The sequence below is a fragment of the Polyangiaceae bacterium genome (assembly GCA_015075635.1).
Taxonomy (GTDB): domain Bacteria; phylum Myxococcota_A; class Polyangia; order Polyangiales; family Polyangiaceae; genus JADJKB01.
In genome coordinates this window covers 994,860-1,012,846 of record JABTUA010000002.1, presented here as the reverse complement: position 1 = coordinate 1,012,846, position 17,987 = coordinate 994,860, and the positions used below count along the sequence as shown (strand labels likewise).

At 70.8% G+C, this 17,987-nt stretch carries 16 protein-coding genes; 10 read left to right on the top strand and 6 right to left on the bottom strand.

The features are described from left to right. Nucleotides 1-26: 26 nt before the first annotated feature. The gene (locus tag HS104_20915; protein MBE7482430.1) at nucleotides 27-605 is read right to left on the bottom strand and encodes a hypothetical protein; all 579 of its coding nucleotides are present in this window, start codon (nucleotides 603-605) and stop codon (nucleotides 27-29) included. Next, nucleotides 605-799 (bottom strand): hypothetical protein, encoded by a 195-nt coding sequence (locus HS104_20910; protein ID MBE7482429.1) that lies wholly within the window; start codon nucleotides 797-799, stop codon nucleotides 605-607. The genes HS104_20915 and HS104_20910 overlap by 1 nt, the downstream gene beginning before the upstream one ends. Before the next feature lie 128 nt (nucleotides 800-927). Here HS104_20910 and HS104_20905 point away from each other — a divergent pair, with 128 nt between their 5' ends. From HS104_20905 to HS104_20885, 5 genes are all read left to right on the top strand, one after another. After that, nucleotides 928-1,404 (top strand): hypothetical protein, encoded by a 477-nt coding sequence (locus HS104_20905; GenBank protein MBE7482428.1) that lies wholly within the window; start codon nucleotides 928-930, stop codon nucleotides 1,402-1,404. A 7-nt stretch (nucleotides 1,405-1,411) separates the two neighbouring features. Beyond that, complete coding sequence (gene chrA, locus HS104_20900) at nucleotides 1,412-2,599, top strand: chromate efflux transporter (GenBank protein ID MBE7482427.1); 1,188 nt, start codon at nucleotides 1,412-1,414, stop codon at nucleotides 2,597-2,599. Between the two features lie 84 nt (nucleotides 2,600-2,683). Next, on the top strand, nucleotides 2,684-3,277 hold the full coding sequence (locus HS104_20895) for a hypothetical protein (GenBank protein MBE7482426.1): 594 nt from the start codon (nucleotides 2,684-2,686) through the stop codon (nucleotides 3,275-3,277). 113 nt (nucleotides 3,278-3,390) lie between these two features. After that, nucleotides 3,391-5,757 carry a (Fe-S)-binding protein gene (locus tag HS104_20890; GenBank protein ID MBE7482425.1) on the top strand — a complete coding sequence of 789 codons (2,367 nt, stop codon included), beginning with the start codon at nucleotides 3,391-3,393 and terminating at the stop codon, nucleotides 5,755-5,757. Nucleotides 5,758-5,796: 39 nt separating this feature from the next. Continuing rightward, entirely contained in the window at nucleotides 5,797-6,027 is a 231-nt protein-coding gene (locus HS104_20885; protein ID MBE7482424.1) for a hypothetical protein, read from the top strand. Between the two features lie 6 nt (nucleotides 6,028-6,033). On the opposite strand, the gene HS104_20880 is transcribed toward HS104_20885, so the two are convergent. Continuing rightward, the gene (locus tag HS104_20880; GenBank protein MBE7482423.1) at nucleotides 6,034-6,807 is read right to left on the bottom strand and encodes a hypothetical protein; all 774 of its coding nucleotides are present in this window, start codon (nucleotides 6,805-6,807) and stop codon (nucleotides 6,034-6,036) included. Between the two features lie 48 nt (nucleotides 6,808-6,855). On the opposite strand from HS104_20880, the gene HS104_20875 reads away from it, so the two are divergent. The 4 genes from HS104_20875 to HS104_20860 all read left to right on the top strand — a co-directional run bounded on the left by HS104_20875 (nucleotide 6,856) and on the right by HS104_20860 (nucleotide 14,232). Further along, nucleotides 6,856-9,693, top strand: coding sequence for a DUF4175 domain-containing protein (locus HS104_20875; GenBank protein MBE7482422.1), 2,838 nt, complete (start codon nucleotides 6,856-6,858; stop codon nucleotides 9,691-9,693). Further along, entirely contained in the window at nucleotides 9,690-11,228 is a 1,539-nt protein-coding gene (locus HS104_20870; protein ID MBE7482421.1) for a hypothetical protein, read from the top strand. Before HS104_20875 ends, HS104_20870 begins: the two co-directional genes overlap by 4 nt. Nucleotides 11,229-11,446: 218 nt before the next feature. Next, the gene (psd, locus tag HS104_20865; protein MBE7482420.1) at nucleotides 11,447-12,154 is read left to right on the top strand and encodes a phosphatidylserine decarboxylase; all 708 of its coding nucleotides are present in this window, start codon (nucleotides 11,447-11,449) and stop codon (nucleotides 12,152-12,154) included. After that, nucleotides 12,151-14,232: a methyltransferase domain-containing protein gene (locus HS104_20860; protein MBE7482419.1), complete on the top strand. Its 2,082-nt coding sequence runs from the start codon at nucleotides 12,151-12,153 to the stop codon at nucleotides 14,230-14,232. Before psd ends, HS104_20860 begins: the two co-directional genes overlap by 4 nt. 4 nt (nucleotides 14,233-14,236) lie before the next feature. Here the strand turns inward: HS104_20860 and HS104_20855 are convergent, their stop codons facing one another. Both HS104_20855 and HS104_20850 read right to left on the bottom strand, forming a co-directional pair. Further along, on the bottom strand, nucleotides 14,237-14,752 hold the full coding sequence (locus tag HS104_20855; protein ID MBE7482418.1) for a hypothetical protein: 516 nt from the start codon (nucleotides 14,750-14,752) through the stop codon (nucleotides 14,237-14,239). Nucleotides 14,753-14,792: 40 nt separating this feature from the next. Beyond that, a complete protein-coding gene (locus HS104_20850) occupies nucleotides 14,793-15,179 on the bottom strand; it encodes a hypothetical protein (GenBank protein ID MBE7482417.1) in 387 nt (128 codons plus the stop codon). A 45-nt stretch (nucleotides 15,180-15,224) separates the two neighbouring features. Here HS104_20850 and HS104_20845 point away from each other — a divergent pair, with 45 nt between their 5' ends. Further along, on the top strand, nucleotides 15,225-17,222 hold the full coding sequence (locus HS104_20845) for an FAD-binding oxidoreductase (protein MBE7482416.1): 1,998 nt from the start codon (nucleotides 15,225-15,227) through the stop codon (nucleotides 17,220-17,222). Here the strand turns inward: HS104_20845 and HS104_20840 are convergent. Further along, entirely contained in the window at nucleotides 17,208-17,648 is a 441-nt protein-coding gene (locus HS104_20840) for a hypothetical protein (GenBank protein ID MBE7482415.1), read from the bottom strand. The two genes, HS104_20845 and HS104_20840, sit on opposite strands and share 15 nt — an antisense overlap. Between the last annotated feature and the right edge of the window lie 339 nt (nucleotides 17,649-17,987).

The following is a 17,987-nucleotide window of genomic DNA, read 5'->3' as shown; positions in this document are numbered from 1 at the left end:
GCGGCGCACGCTCGGGTCGAAGCAGTCTAGGGGTCTGACAGCGCGCGCTCGAGGAGATCCGCGACTCCGAGCGGTCCGGACCAGGTCGCCAGGTAGCCCCGATCCAGGCGCTCGCCCTGGATCTCGACGATTCCGCGGACGTCGCCCCATTGCCGCTCGGAGATCTCGTTCCCCAGGCGATACCAGACGAGCTTGTGCAGGAGGGTGTCTTCGGGCGACGCGAACCGCACCGTCAGCGGCCCGCCCTCTGAGTCCAGTGTCTCGACGCGTGCCCGATTCATCTCGCTCGTCATCCAAGGGTCGCGCTTGAAGACGAAGACGTCGGCTTTGAACATCGTCTTCAGGTGGACGACATTGAAGCTGGATTGTCTCGCCAGTGCGTCGCGAATCATGTCCGCATCCACGTAGAAATCGTCGCGCAACGCGGCGACGAACGGGTCGACGTGCTTCCCGAACAACTCGGCCACCACGTCGACGTCTTGGGTCGAGCGGGGCACGCCGTATACCGAGCTCGCCACCGAACCGCCCACGACGTACCGGATCCCAAGCTCATCGAAGGCCCGCACCAGCAGCCCAACCACGAGCAGCGGGTCGCCGAGGACCATCAGTACCCTTCGACCGCAGGGTCCCAGCCGAACGCGCGGCGCATGAGCTCCGGATCGAGGCGGCGTGAGGCGAGCCGCAGCGCGAGCTCACGCTCGTCGGCCCCTGCGTGCGCGCGCCGGACGTCGGCGAGGCCTAGCTGCTGCACGGCTCGTGACAGCGCGCACACTCGCGCCATCTTCTCCGCGCAAGACATGCGCCGGTAGCCCTCGGTGAGGAGCGCGGCGACGACTGGGTGGGTGTCGCTCGGAAGCACGGGCTCAGCCTATACCACCCCGCGACCGGCGTGACCGCCGAGGGCGACTGCGCTAGCCTGCCGGCCCCATGATCAGAACCGCTGCCACACTCACCCTTTCGTTCCTGCTCGCCCTCGCTGCATGCGGCAAGAAGCCCGCCACCGAAGAAGCAGCGGCGCCCGTCGAGAGCGCCAAGCCCGAGAGCGAGGCGCCCAAGACGGAAGATCCCGGGCCCGCAGCGTCGGCCGAGCCCGAGGCCGCTCCGCCCAAAGAGCTCAAGGGCTGCGACAAGACGCTGCACGACTTCGACGAGCTCCTGACCACCGCCAAGAACGAGTGCAAGAAGGACGCGGACTGCGGCTGCTTCCCCGCGCAGCTCTCCAAGATCCCCGGCAACGACTGCGGCGGCGTCGTGGACAAGGCGACCAGCAAGAAGCTCGACGCCCTGGTGAAGGACGCGAAGAAGAACGGCTGCGGCACCATGGCGCAGTGCGACCCGTGGACGTGTGAGCCGATCTGCGAGGAAGGGCGCTGCCAGAAGGGCCCGCGCGAGAAGAAGAAGTGACCCGGAGATGAGGGAGGGGTCGGCGCTCGAGGTCTTGGCGACCTTCGCCAAGCTCGGCCTGACCTCGTTCGGCGGGCCCATCGCTCACATCGGCTACTACCGCCAAGAGCTGGTCGAGAAGCGGAGGTGGGTGAGCGAGACCGAGCTCGCCGAGCTGCTCGCGCTCTGCCAGTTCTTGCCGGGGCCGGCGTCCAGTCAGCTCGGGTTCTGTCTGGGCCTCACCCGCGCGGGTCTCCCCGGCGGGCTCGCTGCCTTCGCCGCGTTCACGCTGCCGTCCGCGGCGTTGCTCTTCGCGTTCGCGGCGCTGTTGCCCCAGCTCTCGAGCGCGCTCGGACGAGGAGCGCTCCACGGTCTCGCGCTCGTGGCGGTGGCGGTGGTGGCGCACGGGCTCATCGGCATGGCGCGGCAGCTCTGCCCCGACGTGCCGCGTGCCAGCATCGCGATCGCCTCCGCGCTGGTGCTGCTGCTCGCAGGTGCGGCATGGGTGCAGCTCGTGGTGATCGCCGCAGGGGCGCTGCTCGGCATGTTCGTGTGTCGCGGCGGCGCGCTGCCGGGCCCGAGCGCGCTCCGCTTGCGCTACGGACCCAAGCTCGGTCTCGCGCTGCTCGCGGCCTTCGCCCTCGGGCTCGTCGGGCTGCCGATCGCCGCGCGTGGGTTCGGCGGGCTCTGGGCCGTGGCGGACGCGTTCTACCGCGCCGGCGGTCTGGTGTTCGGCGGTGGCCACGTCGTGTTGCCGCTGCTCGAGGAGGCCGTCGTCCGTCCGGGCTGGGTCTCGGCGAGCGAGTTCGTCGCCGGCTATGGCGCAGCGCAGGCCATTCCGGGTCCGATGTTCTCGTTCGCGGCCTACCTTGGCTCGCGGATCGCCGGAGCTGGCGGCGCGCTCGTGGCGCTGTGCACGATCTTCCTGCCCGGCCTCTTGCTCGCCGCGGCCGTGCTCCCGCTCTGGCGTTCGGTCGCGTCGCGACCCGGCGCCGTGCGCGCGGTGGCCGGGGTGAACGCGGCCGTCGTGGGCCTGCTGGGCGCCGCCCTCTACGATCCGGTGTGTACCAAAGCGATACGTGGCCCCTTCGACGTGGCCGTTTCGCTGGTGGGTCTCGCGCTGCTGCTCCGGTGGCGCGCCTCTCCGCTCTGGGTGGTACTGGCCTGCGTTTGCGCCAGCGTTGCCCGGGCCATTTGGGTGGCGCCCGGCGGCTGAGGGCATCGGGCAAACCACGGACCCCGCTGGCCTCGGCAAAATCCCCTACGCCGAGGCCGGCCCTGAGGGTACGATCACCCAGATTTGTCGCGCCATCGCCTAGGAAAGGTCACCGGCGCGGTGGACGTGCCCCGCGGGCCCGACGTGATCCACCGCATCCGCGTCGCAGCGGAGTGGCTGGACGAGGGTGCGCTGATCGAGTTCGAGCTGCCGCGCAACCTGAAGTGCGCCACCTGCGAAGGCGGTGGCTGCGACAAGTGCGAACGCTCCGGCGCGATCTCGGTGCGTGGCAGGAAAGAGCTCGGCGAGGTCGTGCAGGTCACGCTGCCCGTTCGCGGAGAGAGCAGCATCGAGTCCACCTCGTCCGGGCGCAGCATCGTGATCCGGATCCCGGAGCGCGGCGGCATCTCCGACAACCCGAACCTGCCGCGGGGCCTGCTCTTGCTCAGCATCGTGCCGGCGGACGTGCCGGATCCCGAGGTGCGGCGCATCGAGCGGCCGAAGGCGCCGCCGGTGCTCACCGAAGAGGAGGCCATGGCGCCTCCAGAGTCGGCGCCCGAGGAAGCTCCGCCGCCCGCGGCGCCGGCGCGGAGCAGCCGCGTGGTGGTGTGGGTGGCGGTGGTCGTTTTCCTTTGGGTTCTGCTCTTGATTTGGCTGCGCCTCAGCGGGCGCGCCTAGCATCGCAGGCCCACGGGCGATTATTTCGCGGCCCCGTCGCGGCTCCTTGGTTGACGCGAAGCAGCATGGCGCCCTAAGACCTCTTCGAAACCCGCGCGCGTGGAGCCCTGCCCATGAATCCCGTAGCGATGGCCGTGATCATCCTGAGTCTGACTGGCGCGTTCCTGTGGAGCGCGAGTCAACGCTGGGGGTTGCTCAAAGTCGGAGGACCGACCCACGAGAGCCGCTTCGGCTCCATCGGCGAGCGTCTGGGGCGCGTCTGGACCTTCGCGTTCTTCCAGAAAAAGATGCGCTACTACCTGACCGCGGGGATCGCGCATCAGCTGATCTTCGTCGGCTTCGTCGTGCTGCTGTTGCGCACGCTGGTGCTCTGGGGCCGGGGCTTCGACCCGACCTTCAACCTGTGGATCCTCGGCCCGAAGGACACGCTCGGGCAGGTTTACGGATTCCTGAAGGACGTGATCTCGACGCTGGTCGTCGTCGGCGTCTGCGTGTTCGTCTACTACCGCACGCTCAACAAGCAGAAGCGCATGACGCTGTCGGGTGAAGGCCTGGTCATCCTGGGCATCATCGCGACGATGATGATCGCCGACCAGCTCTACGACGGCGCGGCCATCGCCCTGAACCACAAGCTCGGCACGGAGTGTGGCACCAGGACCTCGGACTGGTGCGGCACCGCGGCGAATCTGGTGAAGCCGCTGGCGCCGCCGACGGGTCAGCTGGCCTTCCACCCCTACCCGGAGCCCGTCGGCAGCCTGTGGGCGTTGGCGCTGAGCGGCGCGGACGTGCGCACGCTGGCCGTGCTCGGCAACATCGGCTTCTGGGTGCACTCGTCGCTGGTGCTGATCTTCCTGAACATCCTGCCGTACTCGAAGCACTTCCACATCATCACCGCGATCCCCAACGTCGCGCTCAGCGACATCACGCCGCCGGGACGCCTCCGCCCGCTCGCCAAGAACACCGAAGAGCTGATGGCCAAGGTGGAGAAGGCGATGGAGCGCGAGGACATGCTCGCCGCGCCGATCGGCTACGCGCGCATCGACCATTTCACCTGGAAAGACGTGCTCGATTTCTACACTTGCACGGAGTGCGGCCGCTGCTCGGACAACTGCCCGGCGGCCACCACCGGCAAGATGCTGAGCCCGAAGTTCTTGACCCTGGATCTGCGAGATCACCTCTACGAGCGGCAGGAGGAGCTGCTGGAGGTCGGGGAGATCCCGCGGGTGGACCTGAGCACGAAGCCCGCGGAGGAGCCCAACCCGGAGGAGGCGAAGCCGGAAGAGGAGGCGAAGTCGGAAGCCGAGGCGAAGCCGGAGGCCGAAGGTGAGGAGAAGAAGGCCCAGGGCGCCGAGGCGGAGGCCGAGAAGAAGCCGGAGTACAAGCCCATCGATCTGGTCCCGAACGTCGTCCACGAGGACGTGCTCTGGGCGTGCACGACCTGCCGCGCCTGCGAGGAGCAGTGCCCGGTGATGATCACCTACGTGGACAAGATCGTGCAGATGCGCCGCAACCTGGTGATGATCCGCGGCGAGAGCTTCCCGCAGGAGCTGAACAAGCCGTTCCAGGGCATGGAGACCAACGGCAACCCGTGGAACCTGTCGCGGGTCGATCGGGCGAGCTGGGCTGAGGGCCTGGACGTGCCGACCATGGCGGCGAACCCCAAGGCAGAGGTCCTGTACTGGGTGGGCTGCGCCGCCAGCTACGACGACCGCGCCAAGAAGATCGCCCGCGCCACGGCCACGCTCCTGAAGCAAGCCGGCGTGGACTTCGCCATCTTGGCCGAAGAGGAGAGCTGCACGGGGGACTCCGCCCGGCGCGCCGGCAACGAGCTCCTGTTCATGATGCTGGCCGAGACGAACGTCGCCACCATCAACGGCTACCAGGAGCAGGGCGGGGTGAAGAAGATCATCACCACCTGCCCGCACTGCTTCAACGCCCTCGCCAACGAGTACCCCGACTTCGGCGGCAAGTGGCAGGTGGTGCACCACGCCGACTACCTGCTGGAGCTGGTGGCGCAGGGCAAACTGAAGCCCAAGAACGGCGTGAAGGGTCGGGTCGTGTACCACGACTCCTGCTACCTGGGCCGCTACAACGAGATCTACGAGTCGCCCCGCGAGATCCTCAGGCGCATTCCCGGCGTCGAGCTGGTCGAGCCCGAGCACTGGACCCGCAACAAGGGCCTGTGCTGCGGCGCCGGCGGCGCGCAGATGTGGATGGAGGAGCAGAACAAGGATCGCGTGAACGTCAAGCGCACCAAGCAGCTGCTCGAGACCGGCGCCAAGACCATCGCTACGGCGTGCCCCTTCTGCATGACGATGCTGACCGACGGCATCAAGGACCAGGAGAAGGAGGGCGAGATCCAGAACTTGGACATCGTCGAGCTCCTGGCTCAGGCGTGCGGGGAAGAGAAGCTCGCGAAGGCCGAGCCGGAGGCTGCCCCGGAGAAGCCCGCCGAGGAGGAAGCGCCCGCCGAGGCGTAGCTCGGGCACCGCCCGCATACGGTGGTATAGTTCGGCCAGATGTCCGCCTCTCGCGAGCTCCCGCTCGAAGAGCCCGTCCCCGCGAAGCACTTCGTGTGCGACGCGTGCGGCGAGTCCTTCGAGGGCGTGCCCGGCGGCTCCGGCCTGTTCCTGTGGACCCGCGGGGACGAGGTTCGCTACGAAGAGCCGCCGCTCTGCGACGACTGCGCCTCGCAGATCACCGTCGGTGCCCTGGTGCGCTGGGACATGGGCGAGGAAGAAGAGGGCTGAGCCCGCTCACTGAAGCACGGCGTCGGCGCGGTCCACGCCCTTGATGGGAGGCCTGCGTTCGAGCAGCTCGAGGGCCGTGGCTCGGAGCACCATCGACGACTCGGTGGCGCGCACGACCTCCTTGAGCTCGGTGCGCTTGCAGACCGGCAGGAGCGGCATCGCGATCTCGGGCGGCGAGCCGGGGTTCAGCACGATGGCCAGCCGCACGCGGCTGCGGCTCAGCCAGCGCAGCGACTGGGCGACCTCCGCGATGACCTCGGCGCGGGCAGGCCGGCGTGCCACGAGTCGGACCACGTCGTCCTCGACCATCTTGGGGTTCTGGAGCAGCAGGCGAATCACCAGCGGGTGCGGATCGGACAAGAGCTTGTCGAACGAGCGCCGGTTCGGGCGCCGTGCCAGGGAACGGCGCTCGCCCAGGGTCAGCTCGCGCCCGGCGCCGTAGTCCGGCACCGGCAGCTCCGTCGCCGGGCGATCGACGAGCACCGGCGGCGGACCGCGCCTGAGCAAGCGGGACAATCCCAGCAGGTGGCGCGACTGGGCTTCTTCTCTCAAGCGCTCGATCAGCTCCGCGGGTGCCCGACTCACGAAGTAGAGCGAGACCGCCAGGAGCGCCTCGCGCGCCTCCGGGTCGGAGCGCTCGCTCGCGTCGCACAGCTCGTCGAGCAAGCGGGCGCTCCGCGCGACGGGCCCGACCTCGAGCTGCTCGGACAGCCACCCCACCCGGAGACCCGTGTCGGCGAGCGAGAGCAGCAGCCGCTTCAGCCTCTCGACGTCGCTCACGACGCCAAATGGTACCACCCCGCGGCCCCGGCGCTAAGCTCTGACCCCGTGGCCGTCACCGAGCTCATGAACCGCCTCGCCGCTGCCTGGCGGACCCGCGTGGGGACGGCCTCGCGGCAGGCGCTGCTCTGTGCGCTGGTCCTGGCCATCACCGGCGGGGCTCACCTGGCTCGGAATGGGACGACGCCGGCCCGCCTGGGGACCGCCGCGATCATCGCGCTGGTGATCGCGGCCATGGTCGTGCGTGCGGTGCGCGAACGTCGCACGTACCTCGACCTGCGCCGCACCATCCGACAGGTACTGGTTCCTGCCAACCCGGAGCTCGGCCAGCGAACGCTGCGCGCGGTGTCGCTGCTCGAGCGCACGGCGCGCGACGACAGCGCAGGCTCTCCGGAGCTCGCGCGCCTGCACTTCGAGCGCCTGATAGCCCGCGCGTCCGTCGTCGAGGTGGAAGCGTCGGCGACGCGCCGCGCACGCTGGTGGCAGGGCGGGGTGATGCTCGGTTTGGCCGCCGTCGTCGTGTCGTTCGCGGTCGGCCCGATGCGCGTGGTCGAGGGCCTCGACGTGCTGTTCGCGTGGAAGGGGCGCGCGCCGCTGCCGCTGGCCTGGCTCGACTACATGCGTGTCAGCGCCGAGCCACCTGCCTACCTGAAGCTGCCCGAGCGCTCGGTGTTGCCCGGTCTCGCCTCGCGGCACCCGGAGGGCACGCTCTTGTCGGTGCGCGGCGTGCCGCGGCGCGACGGGCGACGCCTGGTGCTCACGGACGGCGTCAGCGAGGTGCCCTTCGTCAGCGACGGCGCGGGCGGCGTCGTCGCGCGCTGGACGTTGGAGCGGACCGGCGAGCTGCACGTCGCCGCGCGCTTCGGCGGCGTGCTGATCCACGAGCTGGAGACCATCCCGGTGACGCTGATCAGCGACGAGGTCCCAGAGGTGAGCCTGGCCGGCGCGCCCAAGACGCTCGAGCTGAAGGGCGTGGAGTCGCTCCCGCTCGCCTACGAAGCCAGCGACGACCACGGGCTCCGGCAGGTGGACGTGGTGTTGCGCGCCGGCGAACGCGAGGACCGACGCGTGATCGCGCGGCTGGACGGCCAGAGCACCTTCGAGCGCGGCAGCCACGTGCTCTCGCCGCGCGACCCGTTCCTCAGGCGCATGTACCTGCCCATCCAGGTCACGGTGGAGGCCCGCGACAACGACCCCGTTCGCGGGCCGAAGTGGGGGCAGAGCCCGGCGATCACGCTGATCCCTCCGGTGGTCGGCGAGCCCGAGGCGCTGCGCTACTCGGCCCTCGCCAAGGCCCGGGGCGAGCTGATCGACTTCCTGGCTTGGCAGCTCGGGCGCGAGAGCGGCAAGGATCTCGAGCCTCTGTCGAAGGACGAGCGCGAGCGCGCGCGGCGCGTCGCCGACGCCGTGCTCGGCGCCGTGGACAAGAGCCACGGCGGGCTCGGTTTCCCGCCGGGCCTCAGGGCGTTCGTCGCCGGTCAGATGCGGGTGCTGGAGCGCCCGTCGCGGCCCGGAGAGTCGAGGATCCGCCGCAGCGAGGACGTGACCCTCGCCGTGGACTCGGTGCTGCGCGTGCTCGGCTCCAAGGACGCGCAGAGCGTCGCCAAGCGCCTGGCGGACGTGGTGGAGGAGATCGCAAACGGCGCCAAGCAAGCGCGCGAGACGGAGAAGAAGAGCGTCGGGCTCGCGCGGCTCGACTCCGCGCTCGGGGCGTCCGAAGCGGGGGCCAAGCGGCTCATCGAGCTGGGCTTCCTGGGCCGGGACCTGGGCAGCGTGGCGGTAGCGGACCTCGGGCGCGTGCAGCGCGCGCGCAAGGCCGACGACCTGACGCACGCCGAGCTGGCCGCCCGTCACCTGGCAGCGCGCCTCCGCCGGCCCAACCCCTCGTTCGGCAGCGCGCAGCGCGGCGGCGTCGAGTCCGGCGCCCCCAGTCAGAACGGCGGGTCGAGCGGCGAGCCCTCGGACGCCAATGATCGCTTCGACGAGCTGGCCGCCGAGCTGGAGAAGCTGGCGGCCGACCACGCCGACGAAATCGGCAAGGTGGAGCGGGCGCTCAGCGAAGCGGAAGCGAGCGTGGACCTGGAGAGCATCCGGGAAGAAGCCAAGCAACGCGCCGACGCGCTCCGCCGCGCCCTGGCGGATCTCCCTCAGTTCAGCCACACGCCCGGCTCCGCCCGCTCGGCTGCGGCGCTCGGTCGCGAGCACGGCACCGCGATGGCCGAGTCGCTGGAGCGGCTGAGCCTGGGCGACGCGGTGCAGAGCGGGAAAGACGCCTTGAACGCGCTCAAAGACGCCGAGAAGAAGGCTGGCGCGAGCGACCTCTTGGACCGATCGGAGCTCGAGGCGAGCAAGAGCGAGCTCGCACGGCAGCTCGCCTGGGCGGAGCAACGCTTGGACGATCTCAAGAAGAACGCACAGCACAAGTCCCGCGACGCCACCAGCTCCTCCGGCGAGCGGGAGCACGAGATGTCGCGCCGCGCCGGCAACCTGGCGTCGCGCGGCAAGAACGGTGACACGGCGCTGCCGGAGGAGGCGCTCGAGAGCCTGGAGAAGGCCGAGGGCTTGATGCGCGAGGCCGCTCGCGCTCTGGTGGACGGGCGCGGGGAGCGCGGTCTGGAGCTGCAGCGCGAGGCTCAGCGCCTGCTCGAGCAGGCGACCACGGGGCAGACCGGAGAAGACGAGGAGCAGTCGCCGCACGACTCGCGTCCGAAGGAGTCGCGCGACGGCCAAGGCAAGGACATGCGGACCGGTGGCGAAGTCCCGCGCGACCAGGACAAGAAGCGCGCGGAGGAGTTCCGGCGGCGAGTCGTCGAGGGCTTGGGCAAGAGCAAAGACGGGCGCTTGGCTCCCGCGGTGAAGCGCTACGCGGAGGGGTTGCTCCGATGAGAGCTCTTCTCCGTCGACTGGCGGCCTGCGTGGCCCTCTTGTCCGCCAGCCCCGCGGCGGCGCAGGGGCCGAGCCGCGCGCAGGCCATCGCCGACGCGATCACCGAGCTCGACGTCGAGCGTGCGCGGAGCTTGCTCGAGAAGACGGACTCCGCCTCCCCCACCATCGCCTTCGAGCGCGCGCGCCTCGCCATCTACCTGGGGGACTGCGACACCGCGTCCGCGATCCTGAGCTCGGTGGAGCTGGGCGGGACGCCGGAGGGGGCGGGGCTGGCGGAGCTGGCCAAGAGCTGCGCCCGAGCGACCGCCGGCGCCCTGGTCGAGGAAGACAAGAACGCCGGCGTGTGGATCCGCCTACAGGACGAGGCGGATCGCGCGCTCGTGCCGCTCATCGTGGACGTCGCGGTCCGCGCACGCGCGCAGATCGAAGCAGATCTCGGCACCGTCTTGCCCCGACCGCTTCGGCTCGATCTGGTGCGCGACCTGTTCACGCTCTCGGCGATCTCCGGCCTGCCGGTGACCGCGGCGGAGACCACCGGCACCGTGGCGGTGGCCCGCTGGGGACGCGTGACGATGATCTCGCCGCGCGCGACCCACCTCGGCTACCCGTGGGAGGACACTCTGGCACACGAGATCGCGCACCTCGCGCTGACGCGCGCCACCCGCGATCGCGCCCCGCTCTGGTTGCAGGAGGGCATCGCCAAGCGCGAGGAGACCCGGTGGCGCGAGCCGCGTCCCTTCGACGGGACGCCGTCCGCGGACTCGGTCGCGCGCACGGCGATCTTGTCGGGTCGCTCCGTCGGCGTGGACAAGCTCGGTCCGTCCATCGCCATGCTGCCCACACCGGAGGCTGCGGCCACTGCGTTCTCGGAGGTCACGAGCTTCGTCGCCTATTGGGTGCGCGAGAACGGCGTGCCAGCGCTGCACCTCTTGGCGAACGACCTGAAGGGGAGCGGCGGCGACGACGCGAGCATCGCGCTCCGGAGCGTGTCGGGGTACGACTTGAACGGCTGGATCCTGAAGTGGCACGACGCGCTCCTGCGGCAGACCGAGGCGACCGCCGCGCCTGCCAAACCTCCACACGCGCTGCCGCGACGAGGTGACGATCCGGCGCGCCGGACCCGCCTCGGGGACCTGCTGTTCTCGCGAGGACACTCCCGCGAGGCGGCGACTCAATTCGAGCCAGCCGCGAAGGCCCTCGCGTCGGAGCCGGCGCTGCGCTTCCGCTGGGCGCGGGCGCTGTGCGACGCGGGTCGGAACGCCGACGCCCGGACGGCGCTGGGCGGGCTCGAGGACGTCCGGACGGTCCACGGCGGCTGGCAGGCCCTGAGCGGACGTTTCCGTGCCGAGGCTGGCGAAAGGCCGGCGGCGCAGGCGGCCTTCGCGCTGGGGATCGCCGTAGATCCCCTGAGCGAGGACGTGGCGTGCGAAGGTCAGTGGAGCCCGCGAGCTGCGGGAAAGCCGGCCCCGGCCTTGCCAGACGACGCGCGGCGTCGAGCGCTCTGCGAAGCTGCGCGGCTCGTGCCGCGAGATTGACCCTCGGGGCTGGGCCGCCTAGCATCGGACGTCCATCTGTGCGAAATCAGATGGCTTCCGCTGACCCCGGTCGATTCGCGCTCTCTGATTGAGGATTCCCGGTGAGTGCCGCCACCTTCGCCGCCGCGCAGCTCCTGAAAGTGCTCCCGCGTAAGCGGATCAGTCGGGCCGTGGGAAAGCTCTGCGAGCAGCCGCTCGCGCCCCCGACGTCGCGCGCCATCGAGCGGGTCTACTCCAGCGTGTTTCGCGTGAACATGGGGGAGGCCGCGCAGCGTACCGACCCGTATCCGACCTTCGACGCCTTCTTCACGCGACACCTGAAGCCCGGAGCTCGCCGCGTCAGCGACGACGTGGTGGTCAGCCCGGCCGACGGTGTGGTCGAGGCGACGGGCCCGGTGGACAGCGGCAGTCGGGTGTTCGTCAAGGGTCGCCCTTACGACGTGGCCGAGCTCGTGGGCGATCCCAAGGACGCCGCGCGCTATGCGGGAGGAGGCTTCGCGGTGGTGTACTTGTCGCCCCGCGACTACCACCGCGTCCACTCGCCCGCCGAGGGTGTCATCTCGCTCGTGCGCGGCATTCCCGGCGACCTCTACCCCGTGAACAAGATCGGCGAGCGGCACGTCCCGCGCCTGTTCGTGCGCAACAACCGCGTCGCCATCGCCATCGACACCCAAGGCCTCGGCCGCGTCTACGTGGTCATGGTGGGTGCGGTCATCGTCGGACGCATCAGCGTCAGCGTCCTTCCCGACCCGGCGGTTCCGCCCGGTGACCACGTGCTCGACCCTGCTTCGCCGGTGAAGCGGGGAGACGAAATTGGAATCTTCCACCTGGGTTCGACGGCGGTCCTGCTGGTCGAACCGGGCATCACCCTGGCCCGTTCCGTCGGTCCGATCCGGTACGGCGAATCCCTGCTGAAACCCGCATGAGCGACGATCAGCTGGACGACGAAGCGCCGCCGGACATTCCGGACATCTCCTCGGATCCCGAGGTGGCGCCGATCCCCCCGTTGCCGTCGCAAATCCCGCCGCCCTCGGTGCCGCTGCCGGAGCAAGCCCGCGCGAAGGCCGACTCCATCGACGTCGAGGTCGACGTGGACGTCGAGGTGCCCAGCGAGCCCGGCGAAGAAGTCGATCCGGAGGTCCTGCCGCCGCTCCCCCCTCCCCGCAAGCGCATGCAGACCAGCCCCGCGACACCGGTGGCCCGCGCGAGCATGCCCCCGCCGGCCGCAGAGGAAGCCGAGAGCGCAGCTCCCACCAGCGACTCTCTCAAGCCGCCGCGCCCGCCTTCGATCGCCGACCTGGACGAGCAGACGACGCGCCTGCCCGACGCGCTGGACGAGTCCGATCTCGAGAGGACGACTCGGCAGGTCGCGCCCGAGCTGGCGATCACCGACCTGGATGAGCCGACCACCCGCATGACCGAGGAGTCGGGTGTCGTCCGACCCATGCTGCCCGTGGAGCTGCCGGTCGCCGAGCCCGCGCGCCCCGCATCGCAGCCTCCGCGTCCGGTGTCGCAACCGCCGCGCCCGGTGTCGCAGCCGCCGCGCCCGATGTCGCAGCCGCCGCGACCCATGTCACAGCCGCCGCGCCCGGTGTCGCAGCCGCCGAGCCCGGCGTCGCCACCTCCACGCCCGGCGTCGCAGCCTCCGCGTCCGGCGTCGCAGCCTCCGCGTCCGGCGTCGCAGCCTCCGCGTCCGGTTTCACAGCCTGCGCCGCCCGCAGCAGCCAAACACGAATCCGAGCCTCCGACGCAGCCCTGGCACGCTCCGCCCGAGGCGCCCGAAGGCGAGCATGCTGCGACCTCCTACCCACCCCCTCCGATCCACGTGGAGGAGGCCGGAGCGCCGACTGAAGCGCCGCCGGTGTCACTCAAGCCGATGCGGGTCATCGGTGTGAAGACACACGTGACGGAGCCGCCGCCGCCGCCGCCGCCCCCGCCGCCGCCGGCTGCGGAAGCCGCTCCGGCCGCGGACGCCGAAGAGCTCTCCGACGACGATTTCGCGCCTCCGTCCCAGGAAGGCGACGAAGAAGGCGAGATCTCCTTCCCCAAGGACGAGGTCGCCGAGGAAGCGCCCGTGGCCGGCGAGGAGCTCACCGACGAGGACATCGCGGTGCCGGAGCGCGAGAGCGAGCCGGAGATCGCGGTGGACGTCGAGGAGGAGAAGCCGGCTGCGCCGCCGCCGCCGCCCCCGCCCCCGCGACGCGAGCCACCCAAGCCGCCCTCGGTGGCCGAGGCCAAGGAAGCCCAGCGCACCAAGCAGCGCAAAGCGTGGTGGGAGGAGCTGTTCGGCGAAGACTTCGCTCGCGCCAACTCGAAGCTGAAGTCTCCGCAGATCGTCCAGGAAGCGGACTTCATCGAGGAGTCGCTGGGCGTGGCCAAGGGCGGCGTGCTCCTGGATCTGGCGTGCGGCGGTGGGCAGCACGCGGTCGAGCTGGCGCAGCGTGGCTACGGCGTGGTCGGCTACGACCTGTCACTCTACCAGCTGGCGGTCGCGGCCGACGTCGCGCAGGAGTACGGGCAGAAGCTCAACCTCCTGCAAGGCGACATGCGTGAGATGGCGTTCGAAGAGATGTTCGACGGCATCTACTGCTGGAACACCAGCTTCGGCTACTTCGAGGAAGAGAAGAACGCGGCGGTCGCGCAGCGCATCTTCCGAGCGCTGCGCCCGGGCGGCATGTTCCTGCTCGACGTCGCGAACCGGGACTTCGTGGTCGCGAACCAGCCCGCGCAGACCTGGTTCGAGGGCGACGCTTGCGTCTGCATGGACGACATGGCGGTGGACTTCATCACCAGCCGCCTGAAGGTGAAGCGCTCGTTGATCCTCGACGACGGGCGCACGATGGAGTGCAGCTACAGCATCCGGCTGTATTCGCTGCACGAGCTCGGGAAGATCCTGCACGACGCCGGCTTCCGGGTGACGGAGGCCAGCGGCCACCCGTCCACCCCCGGCGTGTTCTTCGGCGCGAGCTCGCCGCGGATCCTGATCCTGGCTCAGCGACCCTGACGGGCTAGCCCCAGCAGTCCACCTTCGCCATCACCGCCTCGACGCACGTCGCGGCCTCGGCGCAGGGCTTCTGCATGCAGGTCGCCAGCTCCGAGAGCGTGGCGTCACTGAGCAGTCCGGCGCCGTGCGTGCACATGTCGTTGGTGCCGTTGCACTGCGTCACCCAGTTGGTGCACGCGCTCTTGTAGGACGACAGCGCTGGGGAGCTGACCTTGGCACCTGCCTGGTCGTAGCACTCGTCGTCGCCGCTGCTGCAGTCGCGAGCCGCGTCGCAGCTGAACGCGGAGAGCAGCGCGCTCGTACGCCAATGGCTCTCGAAGCAGCTCTTGCGCGCGACGCACGCTGCCTCGTCCGGAGTGTCGCCGCACTTGGCCTCGCGGTCCGCCATCTTCTTGCAGTACGAGGCGTATTCGGCGCCGAAGTCAGCGGCGTTGCCGTCGCCATCGCTCTGCCCACCGCACCCGAACGCATACGCCGCGAGCCCGAGCACGAGCACGCCGGCACCCCTTCGCATCGCCATGCGCGTAGCCTAGCGCCCTCGCGAACCGGCGTCGCCGAGATCAGCGACCCTGACAGCTCACGCTGGGGCCGCCCGGCTTTTCGCTGCAGCTGCAACCGTCGCCCAGCACCTGCTTCACGCAGGCGCAGGTCGCGCTCGCGGCGCACTCCGGCAGCCAGGCGCAGGCGGCGCCGCCGGGGGCCTTTTCGTCGCAGTAGAAGCCCTTGGGGCAGAGCCCGCCGCCGCACTCGAGACAGGTGCCGTCGGCGCAGGCGGAGGCGCGCGGCGCTTCCTCCTCGGTGTCGCCCGCGCCCTCCTCGCCTCTGCCTTCCTCGCCATTGCCGGCCGCGCCGCTCTTGCCCGACTTGGCGGGCTCAGGCGTCGCGCCTCCGCCGCACGCGCACACGCCGAGCGCGAGGAGCAGGGGGGCGATGCGGGCTCTCGACACGGCACGAAGGTATACGCCCTGGCGCGCGCGGGTTACAAGCGCGGTGTGGACGTCGTCCGTGCCCTCGAGAGCGCGCTGCCGGGCGTCACCGTCAGCGCGTCGAGCCCCGACCGCGTCGCCTACTCGCGAGATCTGTGGCCGCGCCGCTTGTTGGACGTGCGCGCCGGGCGGCCGGGCGTGCACCAGCCGCTGGCGGTGGTGTGGCCGCGGTCCACGGAAGACCTGGTGCGGCTCACGCGCTTCGCGCGGAGCGAGGGCGCTGCGCTGGTTCCCTTCGGCGCCGGCAGCGGCGTGTGCGGTGCAGTGGACCCGAGCGCTCGGAGCATCGTCGTCGATCTGAAGAAGATGCGCGACTTCAGCCTCGATCCGAGCGAGCCGTCCATCGACGTCGGTCCCGGGGCAATGGGCATCACGCTCGAAGAAGACGTGCAGCGCGCCGGCTTCACCATCGGGCACTTCCCGTCGAGCATCTTGTGCTCCACCGTCGGCGGCTGGATCGCGGCGCGCGGCGCCGGCCAGTGCTCGGGCCTGTACGGCAAGATCGAGGACATGGTCGCCTCCGTGGACTGCGTGCTCGGTACCGGCGACGTGGTCACGCTGAAGCGGCGCTTCGACGGCCCGAACCTGGTGCCCCTGGTGATCGGCAGCGAGGGTACGCTCTGCACCATCGCGCGCGCCAAGCTGCGCCTGCACCCGGTGCCGGCAGCGCGCTCCTACGCGGCCTTCTCCTTCCCCGACATCGAGTCCGGCTGGGAGGCGCTGCGCCTGATGTTCCAGGCCGGGCTTCGCCCCGCGGTCTCGCGCCTCTACGATCCCATCGACTCCGCCATCATGAAGAGCGGCTCGGTGCGCTCGGGCAGGAAGAAGCGCGGGCCCAAGACGGCGAGCGCGTCGCTGTCCAGCTTGGCGCGCGGGATCCTGCGCGTGCCACGCGCGCTGAACGCGGTGATCCAGGCGGCCGAGGGCAACCTGCTCGGCGGCGCCACCATGGTGCTGGTGTTCGAGGGCGAGTCCGGGGCAGCCCACGCCGACTGCGAGCGCGCGTCGCTCATCGCCAGCCAGGCCGGCGCGCGTTCGCTCGGCGAGGGGCCCGCCCGCAAATGGTTCGCGCACCGCTACAGCGTGAGCTACCGGCAAGCACCGGTGTTTCGCCTGGGGGCCTTCAGCGACACGATGGAGGTCGCGGCGCCGTGGTCCAAGCTGGGGACGCTCTACGACGCGGTGCGCGCCGCGCTGGGCGAGCACGTGCTGGTGATGGCGCACCTCTCTCACGCCTATCCGGACGGCTGTAGCATCTACTTCACCTTCTCCGGTGCCGCCGACACAGACGATGCGGCGATCGCGAAATACGACGCGGCCTGGCGCTCGGCCCTCGGCGCCGCCATCGAGGCCGGCGGCACGCTGAGCCATCACCACGGCGTCGGTCGCAGCAAGGCGCCGCGCCTGGGCGAGGAGCTGGGCTACGGCATCGAGGTGGTGCGGCGCCTGATGACGGCCTGGGATCCGGACGGGCTGATGAACCCCGGCAACCTGACCCCGCGCGACGGCGCCTCGCCCCGCGACACCGAGCCCATCTCGCCGTTCTTGCCGGGCGAGGTCGACGAGCACTCGCTGCTCGCGACCTTCGCCGGCGACGTCACGCTCGCCGCCGCGGAGTCGGCGCTCGCCGCGCGCGGGCTGACGCTCGGGCTCGCGGCTCCCGGGCAGACGCGCGTGGATGCCTGGATCGCCGCCGGTCTGCCCGGCGTGCGCGACGCCTGGTCGGATCCCGTCGCACAACCACTGGCCGGCTTCTCGGCGCGCCTGCACGACGGTCACCGCCTGCTCGTTCGCCCCGCGCCGCGCCGCGCGGTCGGTCCCGACCTGGCAGCGCTCGTCATCGGCGCCGGCGAACGCGTGGGGCGCGTGGAGCACGCCACGCTGGCGGTGCAGCGACGTGGCGCGCCGGCAGCGCGGGAGCTCGGCTTCACGGGCGAGCGCAATCCACCGGTCGGCGCCGCGGAATCCGCCGCCTGGGAGCGGATCGTGTCAGCCCTGGGCTGACGCCAGAGAAGGTCCGCCGAGCCGCGCCAGCGCCTGCTCGACCATCGCGCGGTCCGCGTCCTCGAGGCTGCCCGCGCCGGCGCGGTGGAGCGCGTAACGCAGCGCGGCCGCCTCCAGTTGGCTCAGCGCGGCGGTGCGGTCGTAGGACATGCCCTCGACCCGGAAGCGCAGCAGGACCTGGCCGTCTTCGAGCACCGCCTCGCCGGTGAGCTCGGCCTTCTGCCGGCCCTGCGCCAAGAGCTGGCGGATGATGCCGCGCACGCGCGCCGCCCGGCGCCGCACCTTGCGCAGACGAGGCTCCTCGAACATGCCGAAGAAGCGGTTCCGGCTGAAGCTGGGCGGCACCAGGATCAGCGCGCACAAGAGGCCGTCCGCGTCGAGCGTCCGGTAGCTCGGCCGATCGGCTTGGTGCTGCGCCTGGCTCACCCGGTCATGTTCGCCGCGAACGAAAGCCAGGTCGAGGAGATTGGACGGCGTGAGCGCGGCGCGGCTCGGATCCCGCGCCGCGCTCTAGCGCTTGACAACCAACGGTTCGGCAGCTGGTGGCAGACCACAGCGCCTCGGTCAGCTCGCCGGGGTGATCGGTCAGGCGGTTCCGCGGGAAGTCGTGGGATCGAATCCTCTCGGAGCAGCCGGCTCGTGCGTCAAAATGCCGCATTGCGCCTGCGGTTCGTGGGCTCCGCCTCGGCGTCGAGCGAATTGCCTGCGCGCGCTCTCGGGAGATCGACGAGAGAGCGACGCGCGCACCAAATGCAACGACGCTCG